Origin of the sequence: Franconibacter helveticus LMG 23732 (assembly GCF_000463115.2) — a bacterium.
Taxonomy (GTDB): Bacteria; Pseudomonadota; Gammaproteobacteria; order Enterobacterales; family Enterobacteriaceae; genus Franconibacter; species Franconibacter helveticus.
Genome location: NZ_AWFX01000042.1, coordinates 225,210 through 247,567, shown reverse-complemented (window position 1 = coordinate 247,567; position 22,358 = coordinate 225,210). Strand labels below are relative to the sequence as shown.

The window sequence follows — 22,358 nt, the reverse complement described above, 5'->3', positions numbered from 1 at the left end:
TGTTAGTGCGGTTTACGGCTCGCCGTAAAGGCTTATCAACCGGCGCGTTACGCCGTTAGTCCAGCCAAAACCGTCCTGCAACGGATACTCGCCACCGCCACCCGGTTTCGGTGAATAGTCAGCGATGTGATATTTCTCGATAAGCTTGTTCTCTTCCATGTAAACGCGTTTAACGGTGCGCATCCAGTTGTGGGCGATGATGTCAGCCAGCGTATCTTCACCGTAGGTTTTCAGCCCCTGAATGGCCATCCACTGGAGAGGCGCCCAGCCGTTGGGTTTATCCCACTGCTGCTCGCTTTCAACGTCCGTCGCCAGAATACCCCCTGGCGTTAACAGTCGTTCGCGAACGTTCACCGCAATTTTCTGCGCCTGTTCATGCGTCGCCATACCCACATAAAGCGGTACCACGCAGGCGGCGGAGAACGAGGCCAGACATTCCCGACGCCAGTCGTAGTCGCGGAACGTGCCGGTGATCTCATCCCATAAATAGCGGTTCATGGCGGCACGGCGGGCAAACGCTTTTTCGCGGTACGTAGCCGCCATCTCAGCATCTTTCTTCAGCCCGGCAATGTTTGAAATCGCCGTCTCCAGCTTATAGAGAAACGCATTGAGATCGACCGGAATAAAATGAGTAGTGCGAATGCTTGCCAGACGGTCCGCGTCACGCAACCAGCGGGTAGAGTAGTCCCAGCCGGAAGCCGCGCCGGCACGCAAGTCACGGTAAACCTCGCTTGCCGGGCGGCCGGAAAGCTTGGCGGTTTCAACATCTTCATACCAGGATTCGTCACGCGGCGTGTCGCGGTCGTCCCAGTAGCGGTTCAGCAACGCGCCATCCGGCATGCGCACCGCGTGGCGGTAAGCCTGGTTAGGTTCCAGGCTATCGGCGCCATCCATCCAGAACGCATATTCCATTAACAGATGATCAAGGTAGCGACGCGCGCCGCGTACGCCATCTTCCTCAAACAGCTCAACCATCAGCGCAAACACCGGCGGCTGGGAGCGGCTGAGGTAGTAAGTGCGGTTGCCATTCGGGATATGACCGTAATTTTCAATCATCCACGCGAAGTTATCCGCCATGCAGCGCAGCAAATCATTGCGGCCGCTTTCGGCCAGCCCCAGCATGGTGTAGTAGGAGTCCCAGTAATAGGTCTCCTGAAATCGCCCCCCCGGTACGATATAGGCCTGGGGCAGCGGCAGCAGCGATGAAAACTCAATGTGCTCCTGCGGCTCGCGGGTCAGAACCGGCCAAAGGCTATCGATATGATCCTTCAGGCTGCGGTTCGGGTCAGCGACATACTCTTTGCTGTAGTCCTTCGGCAGCCAGAAGTGGTCATGCACGAACGTTTTCAAATCGAAACCCGGATAACGTTTCGCCCGACGATAGTTAAGCAGGATCGCAAGCGGCGTCATTTTCGGCGCACAGTCGGGAAACGTTTTACTGTCGGGAAAGATGCGCGCCGACTGGACATGTTCAAAAAGCTCCAGATAGCGATCGGCCGGGGTCAGCGCATCGGAAGCAGGCATGCCTTCAATGGTTTCGGGCAGCGGTTCCGCTTCGACCATCTCATCCAGCTTGAGCTCACAAGGATCGAGCTCGTACCGAACTTCTTCGTCGTAAGCTTCTGATTCCGGAACTGTGAGTCGAGATGTCTGATTAAGCATACTAATAAAAACCTCCAGAGTCGCTTTCGGTTTAAGCGTTACTCTTTAGTCTAGCAAAATGGATTTGTCGGGCCGGGAAGCGGCAAAGAATCAGGGCGCAAAAGCCGGCTTTACTGGTGCGTCATCAATAAAAAAGGGCCGTAATTCAGTGAATTCCGCCACTTTACTGCCGCATGGGGAAATAATCTGATAATCGACCCTGGCTCGCCCGGCCTGTCGGGCGTTTCAAGAATGGGATAATTGTAACGCCGTTGACTGGTGGAAAATCAAGCGACTTTTTCTACAAACACTTATAAATTCGTAAAATTAGTTCGTTAGCATGAAACATTACGTTACCGGAAATAAGCGCTGCTGCGCGTTAGCAGCAGAAATCGCCAACAGAAACAGGCAGTTCCTTTCTATACTTGGCTACAGATTTCACCGTACTGGGAATATCCCTTTCAGGAGGTAATAAATGAGTCACCTGTTTTCCGAAGGCCGCCTCGGTGAGCTGACATTAACTAACCGCATTATTATCGCGCCGATGTGTCAGTACTCGGCAACAGACGGCGCGCCTTCAGACTGGCATAGCGTGCACCTGGGGACGCTGGCGCAATCCGGCGCCGGGCTGCTGATTGTCGAAGCCACGTCGGTTACGCCGGAAGGGCGCATCTCTCCCGGGGATTTAGGGATCTGGAGCGACGAACTGGGCGATGCGCTGCAAAAAGAAGTGGAAAAAATTCGCCACTGGTCGCCCATCAAGCTTGGCATTCAGTTAGGGCACGCGGGACGTAAAGCGTCCGTTAGCGCGCCGTGGCAGGGCGGTAAGTCGCTGGCTAACGATGAAGGCGGCTGGGACACTCTCGCGCCTTCCGCGCTGGCTTTCGGCGAAGAGAAAACGCCAAAAGCCATGAGCGCTGAAGATATTACGCGTATCAAACAGGCTTTTGTTGATGCCGCGCGCCGGTCGCAAAAAGCGGGTTTCGATCTTATCGAGCTGCACGCCGCACACGGTTATTTGCTGCATCAGTTCCTCTCGCCGCTTGCCAACCAGCGTAGCGACGAGTACGGCGGAAGCCTTGAAAACCGCATGCGTCTGGTACTGGAGATCTTCGACGACGTGAAAGCCGCTGTTTCACTGCCAGTAGGCGTGCGTATTTCCGCTACCGACTGGGCGGAAGGCGGCTGGGACATCGAAGGTTCCATACAGCTTGCGAAAGCGCTGGAAGCGCGCGGTTGTGTTTACATTCATGTCTCCAGCGGCGGTCTGACGCCTGCGCAGAAAATACCGGTCAGCCCGAACTATCAGGTGCCTTTCGCTCAGCAGATCCAGCATCAGGTCGCCATTCCGGTCATCGCTGTCGGCCTTATCACCGAGCCGGAGCAGGCGGAAGCGATCATCGCCACCGGGCAGGCGGAGTTTATCGCGCTGGCGCGCGGCATACTCTTTAATCCGCGCTGGCCATGGCACGCCGCAGCGAAACTTGGCGATAAAATTGCTGTATCGCCGCAGTACCAGCGCAGCGAGCCGCATCATCTTCGCGGACTATTCTCAGTCTGAGCCTTCTGGCGCTAAGAGGCTGAATTCTTTCCTATACTGAAAACTTGCAGTTAACAGAGAGGAGAAAACGATGACGATTCATAAGAAAGGCCAGGCACACTGGGAAGGCGACATCAAACGCGGCAAAGGCACCGTTTCAACCGAGAGCGGCGCGCTTAATCAGCAGCCTTACGGCTTTAATACGCGTTTTGAAGGCGCCCCGGGCACTAACCCGGAAGAGCTCATCGGCGCGGCGCACGCTGCCTGCTTCTCTATGGCGCTGTCGTTAATGCTGGGCGAAGAAGGCTATACGCCGGAAAGCATCGATACCACCGCAGACGTGTCGCTGGATAAATCAGAAGGCGGTTTCGCCATCACCAAAATTGCCCTTAACAGCACGGTAAAACTGTCGGGCGTTGAAGAAGCGGCTTTTGACAAAATTATCCAAAAAGCGAAAGCGGGTTGCCCGGTTTCCCAGGTGTTGAATGCGGAAATCACGCTGGATTATCAGCTTAACTGATCGTGTTGCTGAAGATTAAAGGCTCGCCAGACGGCGGGCCTTTTCTTTTTTCCGCGAATGCCCGTGTACGTCTGCGAGAAAAAGGCGACTTTCGCGAACGGATCTCTTATGGTGTGGGCAAAATTTTCAGGCTGAGGGATGACCTTCACATGCATGCATCAAAAGATCCTTTACACGGCGTGACGCTGGAAGCGCTGGTCACGGCGTTAGTTAACCGCTACGGCTGGGAAGAGCTGGCCCGGCGCATCAACATTAATTGTTTTAAAAACGATCCGAGCGTGAAATCAAGCCTCAAATTCTTACGCCGCACGCCCTGGGCGCGCAAAGAAGTGGAAGCGCTCTATATTGATATGCTGGATGAAAAAGAGGATGCGCCGCCGGAAAACGGCCCGTGGAGCCACTGGCGAAGCAAGAAGGGTGACGAATAAAGAAAAAGCCTCGCCAACACGCGAGGCTTTTTTATGCCGTGGTCAGATAGACGTGCGGCGGTAGTTGCGGTATTCCGGCAGCCAGAAATTGTCTTCAATGGCCTGTTCGAGCGCCTCGGCGGACACTTCCACCGCCACGCCTTGCTCCTGCGCCATTTTGCCTACGGCAAACGCGATGGCGCGCGAAACATTCTGGATCTCCGACAGGGGCGGCAGTACCAGACCGTAACCGGTATTCACCAGCGGCGAATGCTGCGCCAGGGTTTCGCTCGCCGCCATCAGCATTTCGTCCGTAATGCGCGACGCGCCGGAAGCGATCACCCCAAGACCAATGCCCGGGAAAATATAGGCGTTGTTGCACTGCGCGATGGGGAAGGTTTTATCTTTCCACACCACAGGCGCGAACGGGCTGCCGGTCGCCACCAGCGCATTGCCGTCGGTCCAGTGGATGATGTCGTGAGGCGTAGCTTCCACACGGGAAGTGGGGTTGGAAAGCGGCATCACGATCGGGCGAGGGCAGTGTTTATGCATCTCGCGAATAATCTCTTCAGTAAAGAGGCCCGTTTGCCCTGAAACGCCGATAAGGATATCGGGCTTAACGTTGCGCACCACATCAAGCAGGGAGATCGCGTCGCTTTCGGTCTGCCAGCCTTGCAGATTTTCACGTTTCTGCACGAGTTTGGTCTGGAACGGCAGCAGGTTCGGCATGTTATCCGTCAGCAGGCCGAAGCGGTCGACCATAAAGACTTTCTGGCGCGCCTGCGCTTCGGTCAGCCCTTCGCGCTGGGTCTGCGCGATTATCTGTTCGGCAATGCCGCAGCCAGCGGAGCCTGCGCCTAAAAAGACAATTTTTTGCTCGCTGAGCTGGCTGCCCGCGGCGCGGCTGGCGGCAATCAGCGTCCCGACGGTGACAGCGGCGGTGCCCTGTATGTCGTCGTTAAAGGAGCAGATTTCATTGCGGTAACGCTGGAGCAGCGGCGTGGCGTTCTTCTGGGCGAAGTCTTCAAATTGCAGCAGCACGTTCGGCCAGCGGTGCTTCACTGCCTGGATAAACTCATCCACAAACGCGTAATACTCTTCATCGGTAATACGCGGGTGGCGCCAGCCCATATAGAGCGGGTCATTGAGCAGTTGCTGGTTATTGGTGCCAACATCCAGCACCACTGGCAGCGTATAGGCCGGGCTGATGCCGCCGCAGGCGGTGTAGAGCGAGAGTTTGCCGATAGGAATGCCCATGCCGCCGATACCCTGATCGCCCAGACCCAGAATGCGCTCGCCGTCGGTCACCACGATAACCTTGATATTGTGGTTCGGCACATTTTGCAGAATGTCGTCCATATACTGGCGGTTCGGCCAGGAGATAAAAACCCCGCGCGCGCGGCGGTAGATTTCCGAGAAGCGCTCACAGGCCAGACCTACCGTCGGGGTATAGATGACCGGCATCATTTCGTCTAAGTGGTTTTCTACCAGGCGATAGAAGAGCGTTTCGTTGGTGTCCTGAATGTTGCGCAGGTAGATGTGCTTATCAATATCGGTTTTGAACTCCTGATATTGCCGCCATGCGCGTTCCGCTTGCTCATCGATGGTTTCCACAACTTCTGGCAGCAATCCGATAAGGTTAAAGTTGGCGCGCTCTTCCATACTAAAGGCGCTGCCCTTGTTCAGACGGGGGAACTCCAGTAACACCGGGCCGGCATAGGGAATATACAGGGAGCGATTTTTTTTCTGCTTCATATCCATTTGGCTTACTCAGTTTTATTTTTTACTGCGCTGACACCGCCTGCACGTAACTGTCCGGGCTGTGATCGCACTCGTTACACCACGTCCGCCTATGGTATTGCACAACGCCATGGCAATCGACATAAAATCGATACATATAAGTAATGAGTTCTCTTTAATTCATTGAAAACAGGTGCGACTGACCATGCATTACGACGCGGTGCTCGACTTTTGGTTTGAACAAATACCGGAATCAAAGTGGTTCAAAAGGGATGACGCGCTTGATAAGCAGATCCGCCAAACTTTCAGCACAACGTGGGAGGCGGCCCGTTGCGGCGAGCTTTTTCACTGGCGCGAAAACAGCAAAGGGCGGCTGGCTGAGATAATCGTGCTCGACCAGTTTTCGCGTAATCTGCACCGCGAAAGCGCGCTGGCTTATGCGCAGGATGGCATGGCGCTGGTTTTGTCGCAGGAAATCCTGCAACAACCAGACTGGACGCGACTTAACACCAAAGAGAAAGCCTTCAGCCTGATGCCATGGATGCACTCTGAATCGCCGGTTATTCACAACCAGGGGATAAAGCACTTCGAAGCGCTGGGCGAACCCGGCTTCACTGACTCGGCATACAGACACAAAGCAGTGATAGACCGTTTTGGCCGTTATCCCCATCGCAACCAGGATCTGGCGCGTCAGAGCAGTGAAGACGAGCAGGCTTTTTTACGCGAAGGCAAAGGGCGCTTTTAATCAGCGGGCGAACCGGCGTGAAAAAACCACGCAAAGCATTACGCCAAGCGTCACCGCAACCATGTTTGCGCTGACGTGCTCACCCAGCAACGCAGCGGAAATCCACAGGCCGAAAAGGGGTTGCAGCAGTTGTAATTGACCCACGGCGGCAATACCGCCCTGGGCCAGCCCTTTGTACCAGAAGATAACCCAATCAGCATGCTGAACAGGGCGACGTAGCCCAGGGCAAGCCACGCAGAGAGGCTGACGGCGGCGAAACTGGCGGGCCGGGTAAACAGCGCAAGCGAGAGCATGAGCGGCAAAGCTAAAAGCAAGGCCCAGCTGATGGTTTGCCAGCCGCCAAGGGTGCGAGTCAGCCGGGCGCCTTCAGCATAACCCAGGCCGCAAACGAGAATAGCCGCCAGCATATAAAGGTCGCCACTGTTGAGCTGCGAGAACCCCTTCGCCAGCGCAAAGCCCATAACCAGCAGGCTACCGGCAAAAGAAAAAAGCCAGAACAGCGCCCGCGGTTTTTCGCCCGCCCGCAGCACGCCGAACAGCGCCGTTGATAAGGGCAAAAGGCCCAGAAAAACAATGGAATGCGCAGAGGTTATATGACGAAGGGCGAGGGCGGTCAGCAGCGGAAAGCCCACCACCACGCCGAAGGCGACAATACCAAGCGAAAATAACTGATTCTTCTGTGGCCGCGTGCTCTTAAGCAGCGTAATGAAAGCCAGCGCCAGCATGCCCGCGATCGAAGCCCGGGCTACGGTCAGAAAAAACGGATCGAAATTCATCACCGCAATACGGGTTGCCGGAAGCGAACCGCTAAAAATCACGACGCCAGCAAACCCATTTACCCAGCCGCTGACAACAGTTTTAGAACGTTGCATAAACTGAACCTTAACAGAATGATTGACGAGCCAAACCTTAAGACGCACATTCAGGACAATCAAATTATTGTCATAGATACAGCGATGAAAGCACGCTATAAAACCGTGGTTGATGAACTGGCCCGGGCGATCCGCGCCAGTGAGCTGGCGCCAGGTAGCCGGTTGCCAACGCACCGTGAGCTTGCGGCGCGGCACGGCATTTCGCTCGCCACCGCGACGCGGGTTTATGCCGAGTTGGAAGCCATGGGGCTGGTCAGCGGCGAAACGGGGCGGGGTACGTTTGTCCGCGAATGGGCGCTGCCCGCCGGTATAGGGGTCGATCAACATGCTGTCGCCTCGGATGTGCTCGATCTCAATTTTAACTATCCGGCATTGCCCGAACAGGCGGAACTGCTGAGAAACGGCCTCAAGCAACTGGCGACTACTGGCGATATCGAATCGCTGCTGCGCTACCAGCCGCACGCCGGCAGAACGGCCGATCGTCAGGCTTTTGCCGCTTACCTCAATGGCAAAGGCGTGGCGTGCGACGAAGAAGAGGTGTTGATTGTCAACGGCGCGCAGCATGGTCTTGCCGTTACGCTTATGGGTTTGTTACAGCCTGGCGATGTTATCGCGGTGGATGCGTTAACGTATCCCGGCTTTAAAGTTCTGGCGCAGCAGATGCACCTTGAACTACTGGCTATTCCGGAATCTGCCGCAGCGATGGACCTGGACGTGCTGGAAAAGCGCTGTCGGTTACGCCGGGTAAAGGCGGTATATACCATGCCGACGCTGCATAATCCGATGGGCCGGGTGATGAACGAGGCATGGCGCAGAAGGCTTGCGGAGATAGCCCGGCGGTACGAATTGCTGATCATAGAAGATGCCGCTTATGCCTGGCTTGTTGAGCACGCGCCAAAACCGCTGAGGCACTATGCGCCTGAGCATACGGTCTATGTCTCGGGCTTCTCGAAAAATATTGCTGCCGGGCTGCGGGTTGGCATGGTGGTCTCGCCGCGCAAAAAAAGAGCGCAGACAGAACGCGCTATTCGCGCGACGACATGGAACACGCCCGCCATCCTGACATCGCTGGTTTGCAGCTGGCTACAGGACGGTACGGTGTTAACGCTTGAAGCGTTAAAAAGGGTGGATGCGCAAAACCGACAGGCTCTGGCGCGTGAAGTATTTCATGGCGCAGGCTGGCAGGCGCACCCGAATGCTTACTTTGGCTGGATTGCGCTTGATGAAAACATTCGCGCAGAGAGCGTGGTGAGCGCGCTGCTGAAAGAGCGCATTTCCGTTTCCACAGCCGAACCGTTTTGCACATCGCTTTATATTCCGCACGCCATTCGCCTGGCGCTGGGCTCCGTCAGTATGGCTAACCTGGAAACGGGGCTGAAAAAAGTAAGAGACGTGATTGAGTATTTCACCGATCTGTAAAGTCGCTTTAGGGCAATGTGAGCCGGGGTGTTGATGATGAGCAACCTGAACAGCTCGCTTTGACGTATGCGCGTGAAACAGATGGGCAGTTGCGAGTTGCGTGAAAGAAGCGAGCAGTCAAAAGAGCCGAAGGCGATTTGCCGCAAACTGAACGGAATGGTCAGCGCCGGGAATGACCAAAGCCGGGAATGGCCAAAGCCGTGCTTCAGGGGCCTGGCTAACCGGGCAAGCAGGATGCGTCAGTAAACCAGACGCCAGCAGGCTGATCGACATAACTGGCATTTTACACAAGCGCAGATTGTCTCAGGCCAGAACGCTGGATTCTGCCCTGAATGCCGTTGGTACGCATAATGTATATTATGTTAAATTGGATAAGCATGAACACACACCTACGTTACCTGCTCTATATCAATGGCTTATAGCTTTATGGGCGCTGAAATCATCCAACGGTTTTATTAGCTTTGAATCAGCGTTGCAGGAACCTTTCGACGGTTATAGCCAGACCCCTCTTCTGGCTATACGACATGATGGCTGCCAACAAACTGATTTAGCCTGCCGGCAAACGCTACACTCCCGCGCACCGTTTTGCTGCCTCCGGTTACAGGCTGTCGCGGATTTTTATCAACCTTTTTACATATTCATTATTGCTATCTTTTTGCGATATTTCTTTGTTTATCAAAAAGACAAAGTTTTCATTGAATGCATCGCTAAGCTGCGGATCGGCGCCTTTTTCTAATAACAGTTCAATGTGGTCGATTTTACTTGTATACAGAGCGTTAATTAACAGAGTGCGATCCATTGCCCCCCTTGCGTTGATATCTGCTCCGTACTCAAGCATGACCTTCAAAGTGTCAGTATTTTTTGCTTTTAACGTTTCAAATACGATGGGCTTCTTAAAGGTTCTATCTCTGGCATCTGGAGATAGCCCTCCATCCAGCATCGCTTTTATCCAGACGCCTTTGTCTCCCTGGAGGACAAACTCAGCAGGACTGCTCCCGCCTTCCGTTCTTGGTTGTAAAGGGTCTGCACCTGCTTTAACCAGGTCCGTTATTATTTTGAGCCTTTCCGGGGTGGCATTATCATAGGCTGAACTCAGCACTGACCAGAAAAGTAGCGTCATTTCCTCTTTCGCAGGGTGATTCAGTTCTTCTGTGTTGACTGATGACAGTCTCTCTTTGAGCTTCACTTCATTGCCGTCATAAATCAGTTGAGCAATTTCCAGCTGTTTGCCGTCAAAAAAATCCTGCGGTTCATATGACATGTTCTTTTTACACCCCTGCATCATGAATATAGTCAATACTAATTGCAGCACCATTATAAGCTTGCTCATATTCCATCCTGGATGAAGACGCTATCCCCCCTCCCGTATGACAGGCGCTGGAAGGGCTTACTATCCGGGGAAATTCGTCAGGTGAGAGTAAATCAGCATCGATATACAGCGGTTTCAATCTGGAAAGCATAACGTCCCTTTATAGCCGTTGTAATCTGCCCCATTATTACACATCACTGAAAACAGGCAATCTCCGGGATGTGATTGAAGATCCCTGCGCTTGCTGCCCCCTATTCTCGCTTCAAACACGCCTTCCCTGTTTGGTGGTATCGCTGGCTGCTGAGATAATTTTATCGATTCGTTCTGAAAGCCGCCTCGCTTAGCTCATACGTTGCAACTGGCGGACGATGCCAGGCGAGCAGAAAAACGCAGCCTGACAGTGAGGCCAGTGCTTAAGCTGCTGTTTAATTTGAACGATTTGCCTCGCTTCCGGCCTGCTAAAAGAAACTATTTTTTCGCTACTAAAAAAGTATGGCTTTTTAGCGTAATGCATCTGTTTAAACGCGACATGTTAGATGCACTCGCTATCTTTCAAGTGATAATCAAATTTTTAATCTGTTTACCTGTTATTTTTCGAATTTAAATGAACCAGGATAATTCTTAAAAAGCACGCTTTATTGCCGGTCAAACTTGCGCTAATCCACATTGACTATAAGGTTATAGATAATTACTTTCCGTTAGCGAGGAGTAAAACCACCAGCAAACAAATTAATGAATTAATTAAATAAGACTACCTGCCGTTTAAATTGAGGCACCGTTTCACCTCCTGTTTCAATCGGATAAAAATATCAAACCTGATGCTTAATAAAGGGGGATCTCACCCTCGGAGCGGCATCGCTATAATAAATATGGATAAAGTTAATGAGCAGAGACATATTAAGAAGAAAGAGCCTCGCGATACATATTTCCTGCGCCTTATTGCCGGTATCAGTGTTTGCTGCTGACCTGGAGATTTCAGAAAGCGAAAAAGTATCGGCTATATGGTCTTTTAATTCACCTACCTACTCCCCTGCATCCACCATTAAAACCAACGATGGCAATATCATTGTTAAGGGTGGTTTGAATATTGACAGCAGCGATATTTCCTCTCAACTCGCAAAATACATTATCTATACGCAAGGGCCTGGGATTGATCTTGGGATGGGCTCAATAATAACTGCCAACAACAGCGCGAACATCATCAACGCTGAAGGAGGTGGCGCGGTTAGCGGTAAGGATCTGGCGATAATCGGGCTTGATAGCGGCTATGACGGCGTAATGGCTAAAATGTTCGGCATCAATACTATCGCGCCAGCAGAGAACACGGGGGGAAAGTTTATTGATTTGTCCGGGAAAACCCAGCTTACGCTTAACAATTTTACAGGCGATGTCGTCGGCATATCGGCAAACTGCAACGCAACCGCGGAATGCCATGCAGGCCAGGCTAGCAATATACAGCTTGAAGATCTTGGCCTTAATGTTTCCTCAAATAATAACGCGACAGGTATTGAGGCGAATAATCAAACTATCTCCATGAATGAATCATCAATCGTGGTGGATAGCGAAGGAGTAAATGCGTCAATCAGTGGCCTGGTTGCGAATAATGGCATAATACGCGCCAGCGATTACACGGATCTGACCGTTTCAGGTAATGGCGCATTAAACGCTGTTTCGGCAAGCGGCAGCCTGGCAAATATTGATTTACAGGGCGGAACCGCCATCACGTTATATCGCTATCAGAATAGCCTCTACGGCGCGAATGGCATTGTTGCTGATGATGGCGCCCGGATTAACCTGAGTGATAGCTGGTTAACGCTTTATGCTGACAGCCGCGTTGACGACACCGATCGTTTCCTGACTGCGCAGAATAATTCCGCCGACACCGCTTCACGCATTGTGGTTAACGGCGCGTTTAAAGCCGCCGTTGACAGTACCGCTGAAAAGCCCTCCTCGATTATCTACGTTGGTGCTGAAGGGAACAGTACGATTGATTTCGAAGGCGATGTGACGTTGGGCGATTTGCGTAACGCCGACAACGCGACGGCTTTCCTTGCGCGGGAAAGTGGGCAGATAACCATGACAGATCGCAAGGTAACGGCGTGGGGTAATATTATTTCTGACAATGGCGCTATCCGCTTACGCTCGTCTGACAACTCGTATCTCTACAGCACCATCTCTACCGCGAATAACGGCACCGTCGATCTTTCATTAAACGGTACGGGCACGCTCTGGGATATGACCGGCAACTCCACCCTCTCTAACCTTGAGTTGAATAACGGGAAAATTAACTTTTTAAATGATTCCGGAACTGCCTTTAAAACGCTGACGGTGGAAGGCAACTACAGCGGCAATGGCGGCACGCTGGTCATGAATGTCACTTTAAACGCCGACAACGATTCTCCGGCAGATCGGATGATTGTGAAAGGCGACACCAGCGGCAGCACAATTATTCACTTTAATAATATTTATGGTCACGGCGCCCATACCGACAGGGGAATCGAATTAATTACGGTGGCCGGTTCGTCAGAGGGGCAATTCTCGACGGACAGACGTATCGGCATAGGGCTGTATGACTATGCGCTGGTGCAAAAAGATAAAAACTGGTACCTGAGCAACAACGTGGAGGATGTGGGAACGGGAACCGACGTTACCGATCCGCCAGCATCCGAAACGCAAACCGATGATAATTCGAACGGTAACGGCAATAGCGATACGCCAGGCGATTCAGCGAATGGTTCAGATGAGCAAGCCGTCAACGGCGGCAATGAATCAAACAGCGCCAGTGAAGCGCCAACGCCAGGCAATACGGCTGACGAACCCGTGCAAGAAAACGTCAGTGGCGGCGAAACGAATAACGGTAACGGCAGCGCAGGCGGAAATGCGATCACAGGCAGGAGTGATTACGCCCGGGTCTACCGGCCGGAAAGCGGCAGCTATATCGCCAACATCGCAGCAGCCAACACCCTCTTCTCTACGCGTCTGCACGATCGCCAGGGAGAGCATGATTATATCGATGCCGTAACCGGCGAACGCCACAGCACAACGATGTGGATGCGTCATTCCGGCACCCATCATCGCTTTGAAGAAGCTGGCGGTCAGCTGATCAGCCGCAGCAACAGCTACACGGTGCAGCTGGGCGGCGACGTTGCGCGCTGGAGCACAACGGATACCGATAGCCTGCGTCTGGGCGTCATGGCGGGCTACGGTAATAACAAGAGTAAGACCCGCTCAGAAATCACAAACTATACCTCCCGTGGCGAAGTGAAGGGTTACAGCGCCGGTCTTTACGCAACATGGTTCGCCAACGACGCGACGCGTACAGGCGCCTGGGTCGACAGCTGGATTTTATACAACTGGTTTGACAACGACGTCTCCGGGCATCAGATGCGCGCCGAGTCCTATAAATCACGCGGCGTCACCGCCTCGCTGGAGGCAGGTTATTCGCTGCCTGTCGGCGCTTCGGAAAAATTTAGCTACTGGCTGGAGCCTCGCGGCCAGGTGGTGATGATGAATGTGAAAGCGGACTCCCTGAAAGAAGAACAAGGAACCCGCGTAAGCAGTACCGGCGATGGCAACGTGATGTCTCAGTTAGGGGTTCGCGCCTGGATGAAAGGCAATACCGCAAACGGCATGCCTGACGCTTTCCGCCCCTATATCGAAACGAACTGGGTGCACAACACCCGCGCCTTTGGCGTGACGATGAACGGTGAAAACAACACCATGATCTGCAGCAAAAACAGTGTTGAAGCGCGGGTTGGCGCCGAGGGGCAGATTACCGGGCAACTGGCGTTATGGGCGAATGTGGGGCATAAGGTCGGGCAGCATAAGTACAGCGAAACGGGCGGATCGCTGGGTATAAAATATCAGTTCTGATTGTCGCGCCCTTTTCATCTGAACCGGCACCTGAATGTACTCAGGTGCCGGTTTTTGCTTAGCTTCCTTTTTACTTCCCGGCGCGTGGTTTATGCCGGGTGCTCCTGGTGTAAACCTTCTCGTGTTATCTGCGCGGACGCTGGTCGCTGGTAACGGTAAGCGGTTGCGTGCGACGGCCTACCATCCCCATAACGCCTGCCAGCACCGCCTCGATAATCATCATGAAGAATGCAAACCAGGCCGCTTTCGCTGTCGCTGCGGCGGCTTTTTCTGCCACCTCACGGCTTTTCTGTTCGGCTTGCTGTTTCAGCTCTTCATATTTCGCGCGAGCAGCCTGATAGTTTTGCTCGGTCTGCGTGACGATTTGCTCCGCCTCCGCGTCGCTTTTACCGGTACGGGCCTGAATGATGTTTTTCAGCGCTTCGCGATCGGCTGCCTGAAATGTCGCCTGGTTCCTTTCCACCAGCCCTTTAAAGAAACTGGCTAAATCGGCATTGCCGGCATTAGCCTGGTTGCCGGGGGCGTTCGGCGCTGGCTGTTGCGGCTGATTCGCTGCACCAGCGACCTGGTTCTGGGCATTATTGACCTCTCCCTGCGCCTGGTTTTGCAGCGCTTCCGGTTGTAACTCCGGTTTGCCCGTCTGCCTCAGGGTCGTTTCAAGCTCGTTTTGCAGGTCGTCCAGGTTGATATTGTTTTCGGCAAGCTGATTTTTGGCCATCTGAACCGCCTGCGGCGCCATAGCCTTAACGCCGCTGCCTACCGCCTGGAGTCCGGTGCCGAGCACGTTCATGGTGCCGGTAACAGCGCTACTGGCAAGCGTTATCAAAAGCCAGGTAAAAAAGAGCGTATTAACGCCGAACATTAATAAGCCATGCAGCGCGCCTTCCCGTTGCGCGAGCCTGCCGCTTACGTAGCCGCCAACGGCGATGGCGATAAGCATGCTTACCCCGCCCCATATCGCCGCGCCCATGCCGATGCCCTCAACCGGGTTTTGTTCCTCCATAGGATCAATGGTGGTGGTGCCGATCGCCGTACCCAGAATAGCGAGTAACAGATAAATAACGACAGAAACAATCACACCGGCAAAAACCGCGCTCCAGGAAATACGTTTTAACGGAACGCCGTAATTATCCACGCGATAGTCGCCGTCGGTTTCTCTGGCTGAATGCGTATGCTTATCGAACATAATGACTCTCCACTTCTTTACGCACGACGTTAAAAACCGCCCGCGATTCGTTAATTAAAGAAGAGCAACCCTATTCAATAGTAGTCCTAATAAAATGATAAGCGAGGCATGGCTCGCGCTTCGTATTTCACGGCAAGGGTTTAGATAGCGGGCTTATTTTTCCGGCGGGTAGCGCTTATGAAATTTAGATGTTTATTTTCATGGGGTTAAATTAATAAAATTGTGGGTTTCCATTATTTCTACTGGATCTGTGGCATTTCTGGAAAGTTAATCTGTTTGCAGCTGAATGGGTATTTTAAAATAAGGTTAACCCGGTAGCAGAAAATAAAAAACCTGCGTTTAAATCTTGATGAAAAAATGCCGGGAAAGCGGTGGCAGCGTTACCCGGCAGAGAAGATATGTAAACGACTTATGGCCTTCTGAAGAGCGCAATGCTGCGCCCTTCCAGCTCAAAGTCTTTTTCTTTACTGATGACAATACCCGGTTTGGCATTATCGGAGGTGCTCAGTTCCAGCACCCACCCGCCTTCGCCAAACTGCGGGATCTGGAACGGCACATTGCCCTCAAACGGATTTATCAGCATCAGCACGTCGTGCCAGATCCCCTCTTCCGTTTGCAGATCCGGACGACCGATATAGACCCCAAGCGTAGAGCCTTCGTCCCACTGTTCCGGCTGCTGGTAACCGCCGCCTGCGTTAAACCATTCAATCACCATGCCGTCGCGCCAGTTTTCGCGGCGCAGCAGCGGCTGTTCGGCGCGTAACTTAATCACGTGGCGGGTAAATTCACGCAGCGTATCGGCAGTTTCCGGCAGGTTTTCCCAGTGGATCCAGGAAATTTCGCTGTCCTGACAATAGCCGTTGTTGTTGCCAAGCTGGCTGCGGCCAAATTCATCGCCTGCCAGCAGCATCGGGGTGCCGTGAGAGAAAAAGAGCGTGGCGAGAAAGTTGCGTTTTTGCCGCTCGCGCACCGCGTTAATGCCTTCGTCTTCCGTCGGGCCTTCGGCGCCATAGTTGTAAGAGCGGTTATCGTTGTGACCGTCGTTATTGTCCTCGCCGTTGGCTTCATTGTGCTTTTCGTTGTAGGAGACCAGGTCGTTCAGGGTAAAGCCGTCATGGGCGGTAATAAAGTTGACGCTGGCCCATGGACGGCGCCCGCGCTGGTCGTAGAGATCGCCTGAGCCGAGCAGTCGCGCGGCAAAGTCAGAAGAGACATTATCGCCCTTCCAGTATTCACGCACCGTATCGCGGTATTTGTCATTCCACTCTGCCCAGCCCGGCGGGAAACCGCCTACCTGGTAGCCGCCCGGGCCAATATCCCAGGGTTCGCCAATCAGCTTCACGCGGGAAAGCACAGGATCCTGCGTCACGGCGTCGAAAAAGCCGCCGCGCTGGTCAAACCCTTCCGGCTCGCGGCCCAGAATGGTGCCAAGGTCGAAACGGAAACCGTCGACATGCATCGACTCTGCCCAGTAACGGAGCGAATCCATCACCATTTGCAATACGCGCGGATGGGAAGTATTTACCGTGTTGCCTGTGCCGGTGTCGTTAATGTAATAACGGTGCTGGTCAGGCATGGTGCGATAATAGGAAAAGTTGTCGATGCCCTTAAACGACAGCGTCGGGCCAAGTTCATTGCCTTCCGCCGTGTGGTTATACACCACGTCAAGGATCACCTCGATGCCTGCGTCGTGGTACGCCCGCACCATATCCCGAAAACCCTGGATCCCCCGCGGGCCAAAGTAACGGGAAGCCGGAGCGAAAAAGCCGAGCGTGTTATAGCCCCAGAAATTTTTCAGCCCCTTATCAAGCAGGTGCTGGTCGTCCGGAAACCAGTGCACCGGCAGCAGTTCGACAGAGGTGATCCCCAGGCTTTTAATGTAATCCACGGAGGCTTTGTGCCCCATCCCCTCAAAAGTGCCGCGCAGTTCGGGCGGAATGGCCGGGTTAAGCTGAGTAAAGCCCTTTACGTGCGTCTCATAAACCACCGTGTGAGGCCAGGCGATGGACGGACGGTTCTGGTCCTGCCAGTCGAACTCCTCCGGGTCGATAACCTTACATTTCGGCGTAAACGGCGCGCTGTCGCGGCTGTCGAAAGTCAGGTCTTTATCTTCATGCAGCAGTTCATAGGCAAAATGCGCTTCGTTCCACTCGATATCGCCGACCAGCTCGCGGGCGTAAGGGTCGATAAGCAATTTATTCGGGTTAAAGCGATGGCCGTTTTCCGGGTCGTACGGGCCATGCACGCGAAAACCGTAAAGCGCGCCGGGCTTCAGCCCCGGCACATACCCGTGCCACACTTCATGGGTAAATTCAGGCAAATCGAGCCTGGCAATTTCGGTTTTACCGTCCGGCGCGTAAAGGCAAAGCTCCACGCGCTCCGCATGCGCTGAAAAAAGCGCGAAATTCACGCCCTCGCCATCGTAGTTGGCGCCGAGACGATGACTATACCCTGCCGTAATTTCAAAAGGCTTACCGTTTGACATGCATTCTTCTCCATCGAATGTACAGTGTTTTCATGTACAACAGCGATACATGACATTTTTTTATAACTACAAAATCAACGTGTTATCAAAATGGCAGATGAGTAACCGTTAAAGGTTTGCACATCTATCCGATCGGTTACGGCAACCTCTTTACCGCTGAGAATGTCGCGGTAACGGCGGTTTGCGAGCGCGGCGGGCAGCGCGATTTCCGTGTCGACCCACAGCTCCGCATGCGGCGCGGCAAGGCTGCCCTCAAGCACGCCAAGCACCAGGCGGGGCGCAATCACAATCACCGCCTCGTCGCCTTGCGTGCGGGCGAAAGCGATGACGTTCTCCGCCCGTGCGCCGGTAGCGGAAAGCGGCAGATAGTCGCCCCGGCGGAACAGCGCCGGATTTTGCAGGCGCAAATGCAGCGCTTTCGCAATCACATGTTGCTTAAACTGGCCGCTCAGCCAGGCTTCTTCGGTAACGGGCGCCCCTTTTTCGTCGTCATCCAGCCAGCGCGTAAGCGCCTGAAAATCAGGCTCGCGTCGGTTATCCGGGTCAACCAGGCTGAAGTTCAGCCCTTCGCTGCCCTGGTAAATATCCGGTACGCCCGGCGCGGTGAGCTTCACCATGGTTTGCGTCAGGCTGTTGACCAGCCCGGCATGCACAATAGGCTGTAACGAACGGGTGAAGTCTTGCAAAAAGTCCTGGTTGGCTGGCGACAGCAAATGACGGGCGTATTCAAGTACGGCATTTTCATAGGCGTCGTTGGTATCCACCCAGTCGGTGCGCAGTTTCGCCTCGCGCAGCGCTTTTTCCACAAACGGCAGAAACCGCTCTTCAAGGGCATTAAGCCCCGCTTCGTCGTCCGGCTGAAGCGTCGTTGGCCAGACGCCCGCCAGCGCCTGGTAGAGCATCCAGGTGTCCACCCCTTTCGGCGCCGTGCCGTCGTTGAGAAAGACCACTTTGGTCTGGTTCATCTGCCGCCAGCGGGCGACGCACTCCGCCCATAATTCAGGCGCTTCCGTCAGGGTATAGAGCCGCGCTCTGGCATCCTCGCCGCGTTTGGTGTCATGGGTTGAGGTGCCGGAAAGCGCATCAGGCTGGTGGGCAAGCCGGGTTGTCATCTCGTCATGAAAGCGTTTCACCGAGAAAGTTCGCGGCAGCGGTTCGGCGCCCACTTCGTTCAGCGCCAGCTCCATGTGCTGGCGGAAAAAGAGCGTGTCTTCCACCGACTTCGCCATCAGCGGGCCGGTAAGCTGCTGAAAGCGCGTGCGGAAAGTGGCGGCGCTGTCTGCCGCCGTTGCGGCCACCTCGCCTTTAAAAATGCGGGCGATGAAATCGAGCGCGCCGGGATCGGGAGCATGCTCGCTGGCCTTCACCTTATTCACCACTTTTTGCAGCATGGCGACGCCTTCCGGCGGCAGCCCGTCAACGGTGCCGTAGGTGCGGTAAACCGGGAAAGCCACCAGCAGTTCGCGCAGCGCCGCACGCACGGGCTGCTCTTCCATCGGCACGCTCTCGGTCTGGCCGATGGTGAGCGCAAGCTTAAGCAGCGTGGTAAATTCCCCTTCAAAATTACGATCGGCCATCAGCAGCTTGGCATCCCGCAACTCGGCCTTCATGTTAACCGGGTTGCCGACCACCTCTTCATAAGCCTTGCGCAGCGCGCCCAGCTTGTCGCCGTCTACCAGCACGTCGGAAAGCGCGGCGATAAATTCATAGCCGGTGGTGCCTGAAATAGGCCAGTCCGCCGGGATTTGCTCGCCTTCGCCGAGGATTTTTTCCACCGTGATGTAACATTCAGCGCCCGCCTCCTGGCGCAGCTGCTCCAGATAACCTTTTGGATCGGCAAGACCGTCTACGTGATCCACACGCAGCCCGTCGACCAGGCCAGAGTGTACTAATTCAAGGATCAGCCGGTGGGCATCGTCAAAGACCGCTTTGTCTTCCACCCGCACGCCCGCAAGGCCGGTGATTTCAAAAAAGCGGCGATAGGAAAGCTCGCGCGGCGCATCGCGCCAGGACATCAGCCGGTAGGGCTGCTGCTCATGCAACTGCGCAAGCTGCGCCTTATCGGTTATCGCCAGCACCGCCTCTTCGCGTCCTTGCCAGCTTTCGGGCGTGAGCGGGTAGAAACTTTCGTAATAGGCGAAGGCGGGTTTGCCGGTTTTCGGGTCGCGCTTAACGGCGATTTCGCCGTTTTCCAGCACCGCCTCAAAAGTATCGCCAAGAAACGGCAGCGTCAGACGACGCGTCCAGTCGATGTCAAAATGCCGGGCGTAGCGGCTCTGCTGGCCGTGCTCAATCACATCGCACCACCAGGGGTTTTCCAGCGAGGCGGCCATATGGTTTGGCACAATGTCGAGAATAAGACCCAGCCCCGCCGCTTTCAGCGCCTGCGCCATGCGGTCAAACCCCTCGCGACCGCCGATAGCGGGGTCGATTTCATTGGCATCGGTCACGTCATAGCCGTGAGTGGAGCCGGAGGTGGCGGTAAAAATGGGTGAAGCGTAAAGGTGGCTGATGCCAAGACGCTTAATGTAAGGCACCAGCGCGGCGGCGCGATCGAACGTCATGCCGTTGCGAAACTGTATACGGTAAGTTGAGGTTGGGATCATGCTGCGTCTCCCGAAGCAAGGCGGACAATAATCGAATTCTGCGGCAGTTCGCTGGCGGTAGCCTGCCAGCTAAAGATCGTTTCGCCAGGCAAATCGGGCAGCGGTTGCGTCTGCTCGCCAATGTTCATCGCCAGAGAGAGCGTACCGGTCGGGAAAACCCAGCTTACCGCCACGAAACCTTCCTCCGTTTTTAGCACCTTGCCGCTATGGCCGCCCGCCCTGGCCAGCAGCGGCACGACATGCTGATGGCGTCGCACCAGCAACTGGCGGGTAAACTCAAGCCACGCTTTCCCGTGCGCGCTGACCGGTTTATCCCAGTCGAGTTTCGAGGCCGTGAAGGTGCTTTGCGCATTAGGATCCGGCACGCTTTCGCCTTCAAAATCGCCGTGGCCTGCAAACTCCTTCGCCCGCCCTTCGCGCACCGCGCGGGCAAGGTCGCCGTGAAAATCGGTAAAGAACAAAAACGGCCTGGTCTCGCCATACTCCTCGCCCATAAAGAGCAGCGGTATATGCGGCGAGAAAAGCAACATGGCGAGCAGCACCCGCGTGCGGTCTTCGCCTGCCAGAGAAATCAGCCTCTCTCCCTGGGCGCGGTTGCCTGTCTGGTCGTGATTCTGGATAAAGTCGACAAACGCCACCGGCGGCTGCCCGGCGCTGTTCACGCCGCGCGGTTCGCCGGTCTGGGGAGAGACTTCGCCCTGATAAGCAAACCCTTCCGTCAGAATGCGGGCCAGCAGCTTTTCCGTCTCTGTGGCAAAATCCTGGTAATAGGCCTGCGTCTCGCCAGTGGCGAGCACATGCACAGCATTATGGAAATCGTCGTTCCATTCGCCGGTGAACAGCGGCACAGCGCCATGCTCGTCACGCGGGTGCAGGAAGGTCACGTTGCGACTGTCTTCCGTCGTCAGGTGAATGTAGCGATTGGGGGCCGCGGCGCGGATGCGTTCGGCAATTTCAACCAGAATATGTTTTTCTGAAGTGTCCTGGATCTGGTCAATGGCGTCGAAACGCAGGCCATCCAGGAAATACTCTTTCAGCCAGTAGAACGGCGCTTCGGCCATATAGCGGCGCACGGCATCCACATCGTAGGCAATGCCTGGCCCCCAGGGGGTCATGCGCTCTTTATGGAAAAACGCCGGCGCCAGCAGCGGCAGGTAGTTGCCCTCCGGGCCGAAGTGGTTAAGCACGATATCCAGCACCACCGAAAGCCCGTAGCCGTGGGCGGCATCAACGAAAGCTTTAAAATCATCCGGCGTGCCGTAGGCGGAGTGCGGCGCGTAAAGCAGCACGCCGTCATAGCCCCAGCCGCGATTGCCGCCGAACTGCGAAAGCGGCAGCACTTCAATCATGGTGACGCCAAGCTCCGCCAGGTAAGGCAATTTCGCCATGGCGGCTTTGAAGGTGCCTTCCGGCGTAAAGGTGCCGATGTGCATCTCATAAACCACCGTCTCTTCCCACGGGCGCCCTTTCCACTGGCGGTTTTGCCATTCATAGCGTGTGGGATCGATAACCAGCGATGGGCCATTCACATCGGCTTTCTGCGCGCGGGAGGCGGGGTCTGGCACGGCCATGCCGTCGGCGAGAACGTAATGGTACTCTGAACCCGGCTCAACATGGCTTACCTGTAGTTCAAACCAGCCTTCGTCGCTTCGGCGCATAATGTGGTCCACGCCTGCCAGCCTGAGCGTGACGCGCTCCTGGCCCGGCGCCCACAGGCGGAAGTTAACGACTCCCTCGGCCACATAGTCGGCCCCCCAACTCTTAAGGAATGATCTGGACTCCATTCAGTGCCTCGTTTAACCCAAAAGTGAGCAATGCACGACATTCGCGGCTGCGCAGATGCCGAGCTCCAGTAGCGTAAACGCGTAGCGCGATCCGGATACCGTAACGGGGCGGCGTCCCCTGGGTTGCCTTATAAGGAAGCGGTTCCCTGAAGAGGTGGGTAAAGCAGTGCCCGACTGTCCGGATCCAGGCAGCATACGAAAATCAATCATAGACCATGACGGCCGGATTGG

The 22,358-nt window shown here is 54.7% G+C and carries 13 protein-coding genes and 1 pseudogene; 6 read left to right on the top strand and 8 right to left on the bottom strand.

The features are described 5' to 3' along the window. Positions 1–12: 12 nt before the first annotated feature. Positions 13–1,662: an alpha,alpha-trehalase TreF gene (gene treF / locus DW56_RS11415; protein WP_024553029.1), complete on the bottom strand. Its 1,650-nt coding sequence runs from the start codon at positions 1,660–1,662 to the stop codon at positions 13–15. A 454-nt stretch (positions 1,663–2,116) separates the two neighbouring features. On the opposite strand from treF, the gene DW56_RS11410 reads away from it, so the two are divergent. From DW56_RS11410 to DW56_RS11400, 3 genes are all read left to right on the top strand, one after another. Beyond that, a complete protein-coding gene (locus DW56_RS11410) occupies positions 2,117–3,202 on the top strand; it encodes an NADH:flavin oxidoreductase/NADH oxidase (protein ID WP_024553028.1) in 1,086 nt (361 codons plus the stop codon). 70 nt (positions 3,203–3,272) lie between these two features. Then, positions 3,273–3,701 (top strand): OsmC family protein, encoded by a 429-nt coding sequence (locus DW56_RS11405; RefSeq protein ID WP_024553027.1) that lies wholly within the window; start codon positions 3,273–3,275, stop codon positions 3,699–3,701. A 149-nt stretch (positions 3,702–3,850) separates the two neighbouring features. After that, entirely contained in the window at positions 3,851–4,129 is a 279-nt protein-coding gene (locus tag DW56_RS11400) for a VF530 family protein (RefSeq protein ID WP_024553026.1), read from the top strand. Between the two features lie 42 nt (positions 4,130–4,171). Here DW56_RS11400 and DW56_RS11395 read toward each other — a convergent pair whose 3' ends face one another. Next, positions 4,172–5,869, bottom strand: a complete 1,698-nt coding sequence (locus tag DW56_RS11395; RefSeq protein ID WP_024553025.1) for an NAD-dependent malic enzyme — start codon at positions 5,867–5,869, stop codon at positions 4,172–4,174. 184 nt (positions 5,870–6,053) lie between these two features. Between DW56_RS11395 and DW56_RS11390 the strand changes: the two genes are divergently transcribed. Next, the gene (locus DW56_RS11390; protein ID WP_024553024.1) at positions 6,054–6,593 is read left to right on the top strand and encodes a DUF924 family protein; all 540 of its coding nucleotides are present in this window, start codon (positions 6,054–6,056) and stop codon (positions 6,591–6,593) included. Here DW56_RS11390 and DW56_RS11385 read toward each other — a convergent pair. Further along, a pseudogene (locus DW56_RS11385) lies at positions 6,594–7,465 on the bottom strand (DMT family transporter). Positions 7,466–7,549: 84 nt separating this feature from the next. On the opposite strand from DW56_RS11385, the gene DW56_RS11380 reads away from it, so the two are divergent. Beyond that, positions 7,550–8,884, top strand: coding sequence for an aminotransferase-like domain-containing protein (locus DW56_RS11380; protein ID WP_024553023.1), 1,335 nt, complete (start codon positions 7,550–7,552; stop codon positions 8,882–8,884). A gap of 598 nt (positions 8,885–9,482) precedes the next feature. Here the strand turns inward: DW56_RS11380 and DW56_RS11375 are convergent. Further along, entirely contained in the window at positions 9,483–10,214 is a 732-nt protein-coding gene (locus DW56_RS11375) for an ankyrin repeat domain-containing protein (RefSeq protein ID WP_024554493.1), read from the bottom strand. Positions 10,215–11,354: 1,140 nt separating this feature from the next. Between DW56_RS11375 and DW56_RS11365 the strand changes: the two genes are divergently transcribed. After that, positions 11,355–14,066 carry an autotransporter outer membrane beta-barrel domain-containing protein gene (locus tag DW56_RS11365; RefSeq protein WP_161808553.1) on the top strand — a complete coding sequence of 904 codons (2,712 nt, stop codon included), beginning with the start codon at positions 11,355–11,357 and terminating at the stop codon, positions 14,064–14,066. Between the two features lie 124 nt (positions 14,067–14,190). Here the strand turns inward: DW56_RS11365 and DW56_RS11360 are convergent, their stop codons facing one another. The 4 genes from DW56_RS11360 to treZ all read right to left on the bottom strand — a co-directional run bounded on the left by DW56_RS11360 (position 14,191) and on the right by treZ (position 22,127). Further along, entirely contained in the window at positions 14,191–15,252 is a 1,062-nt protein-coding gene (locus tag DW56_RS11360) for a TIGR04086 family membrane protein (RefSeq protein WP_024554490.1), read from the bottom strand. A 409-nt stretch (positions 15,253–15,661) separates the two neighbouring features. Next, a complete protein-coding gene (gene glgX, locus DW56_RS11355; protein WP_024554489.1) occupies positions 15,662–17,737 on the bottom strand; it encodes a glycogen debranching protein GlgX in 2,076 nt (691 codons plus the stop codon). Between the two features lie 74 nt (positions 17,738–17,811). Beyond that, on the bottom strand, positions 17,812–20,343 hold the full coding sequence (treY, locus tag DW56_RS11350) for a malto-oligosyltrehalose synthase (RefSeq protein WP_029589816.1): 2,532 nt from the start codon (positions 20,341–20,343) through the stop codon (positions 17,812–17,814). Then, the gene (gene treZ / locus DW56_RS11345; RefSeq protein ID WP_024554487.1) at positions 20,340–22,127 is read right to left on the bottom strand and encodes a malto-oligosyltrehalose trehalohydrolase; all 1,788 of its coding nucleotides are present in this window, start codon (positions 22,125–22,127) and stop codon (positions 20,340–20,342) included. The genes treY and treZ overlap by 4 nt, the downstream gene beginning before the upstream one ends. Between the last annotated feature and the right edge of the window lie 231 nt (positions 22,128–22,358).

Bases quoted from the DNA above. Each gene is read 5' to 3' on its own strand.
- treF (WP_024553029.1), bottom strand. From the start codon at position 1,662: ATGCTTAATCAGACATCTCGACTCACAGTTCCGGAATCAGAAGCTTAC.
- DW56_RS11410 (WP_024553028.1), top strand. From the start codon at position 2,117: ATGAGTCACCTGTTTTCCGAAGGCCGCCTCGGTGAGCTGACATTAACT.
- DW56_RS11405 (WP_024553027.1), top strand. From the start codon at position 3,273: ATGACGATTCATAAGAAAGGCCAGGCACACTGGGAAGGCGACATCAAA.
- DW56_RS11400 (WP_024553026.1), top strand. From the start codon at position 3,851: ATGCATGCATCAAAAGATCCTTTACACGGCGTGACGCTGGAAGCGCTG.
- DW56_RS11395 (WP_024553025.1), bottom strand. From the start codon at position 5,869: ATGGATATGAAGCAGAAAAAAAATCGCTCCCTGTATATTCCCTATGCC.
- DW56_RS11390 (WP_024553024.1), top strand. From the start codon at position 6,054: ATGCATTACGACGCGGTGCTCGACTTTTGGTTTGAACAAATACCGGAA.
- DW56_RS11380 (WP_024553023.1), top strand. From the start codon at position 7,550: ATGAAAGCACGCTATAAAACCGTGGTTGATGAACTGGCCCGGGCGATC.
- DW56_RS11375 (WP_024554493.1), bottom strand. From the start codon at position 10,214: ATGAGCAAGCTTATAATGGTGCTGCAATTAGTATTGACTATATTCATG.
- DW56_RS11365 (WP_161808553.1), top strand. From the start codon at position 11,355: ATGGGCTCAATAATAACTGCCAACAACAGCGCGAACATCATCAACGCT.
- DW56_RS11360 (WP_024554490.1), bottom strand. From the start codon at position 15,252: ATGTTCGATAAGCATACGCATTCAGCCAGAGAAACCGACGGCGACTAT.
- glgX (WP_024554489.1), bottom strand. From the start codon at position 17,737: ATGTCAAACGGTAAGCCTTTTGAAATTACGGCAGGGTATAGTCATCGT.
- treY (WP_029589816.1), bottom strand. From the start codon at position 20,343: ATGATCCCAACCTCAACTTACCGTATACAGTTTCGCAACGGCATGACG.
- treZ (WP_024554487.1), bottom strand. From the start codon at position 22,127: ATGGAGTCCAGATCATTCCTTAAGAGTTGGGGGGCCGACTATGTGGCC.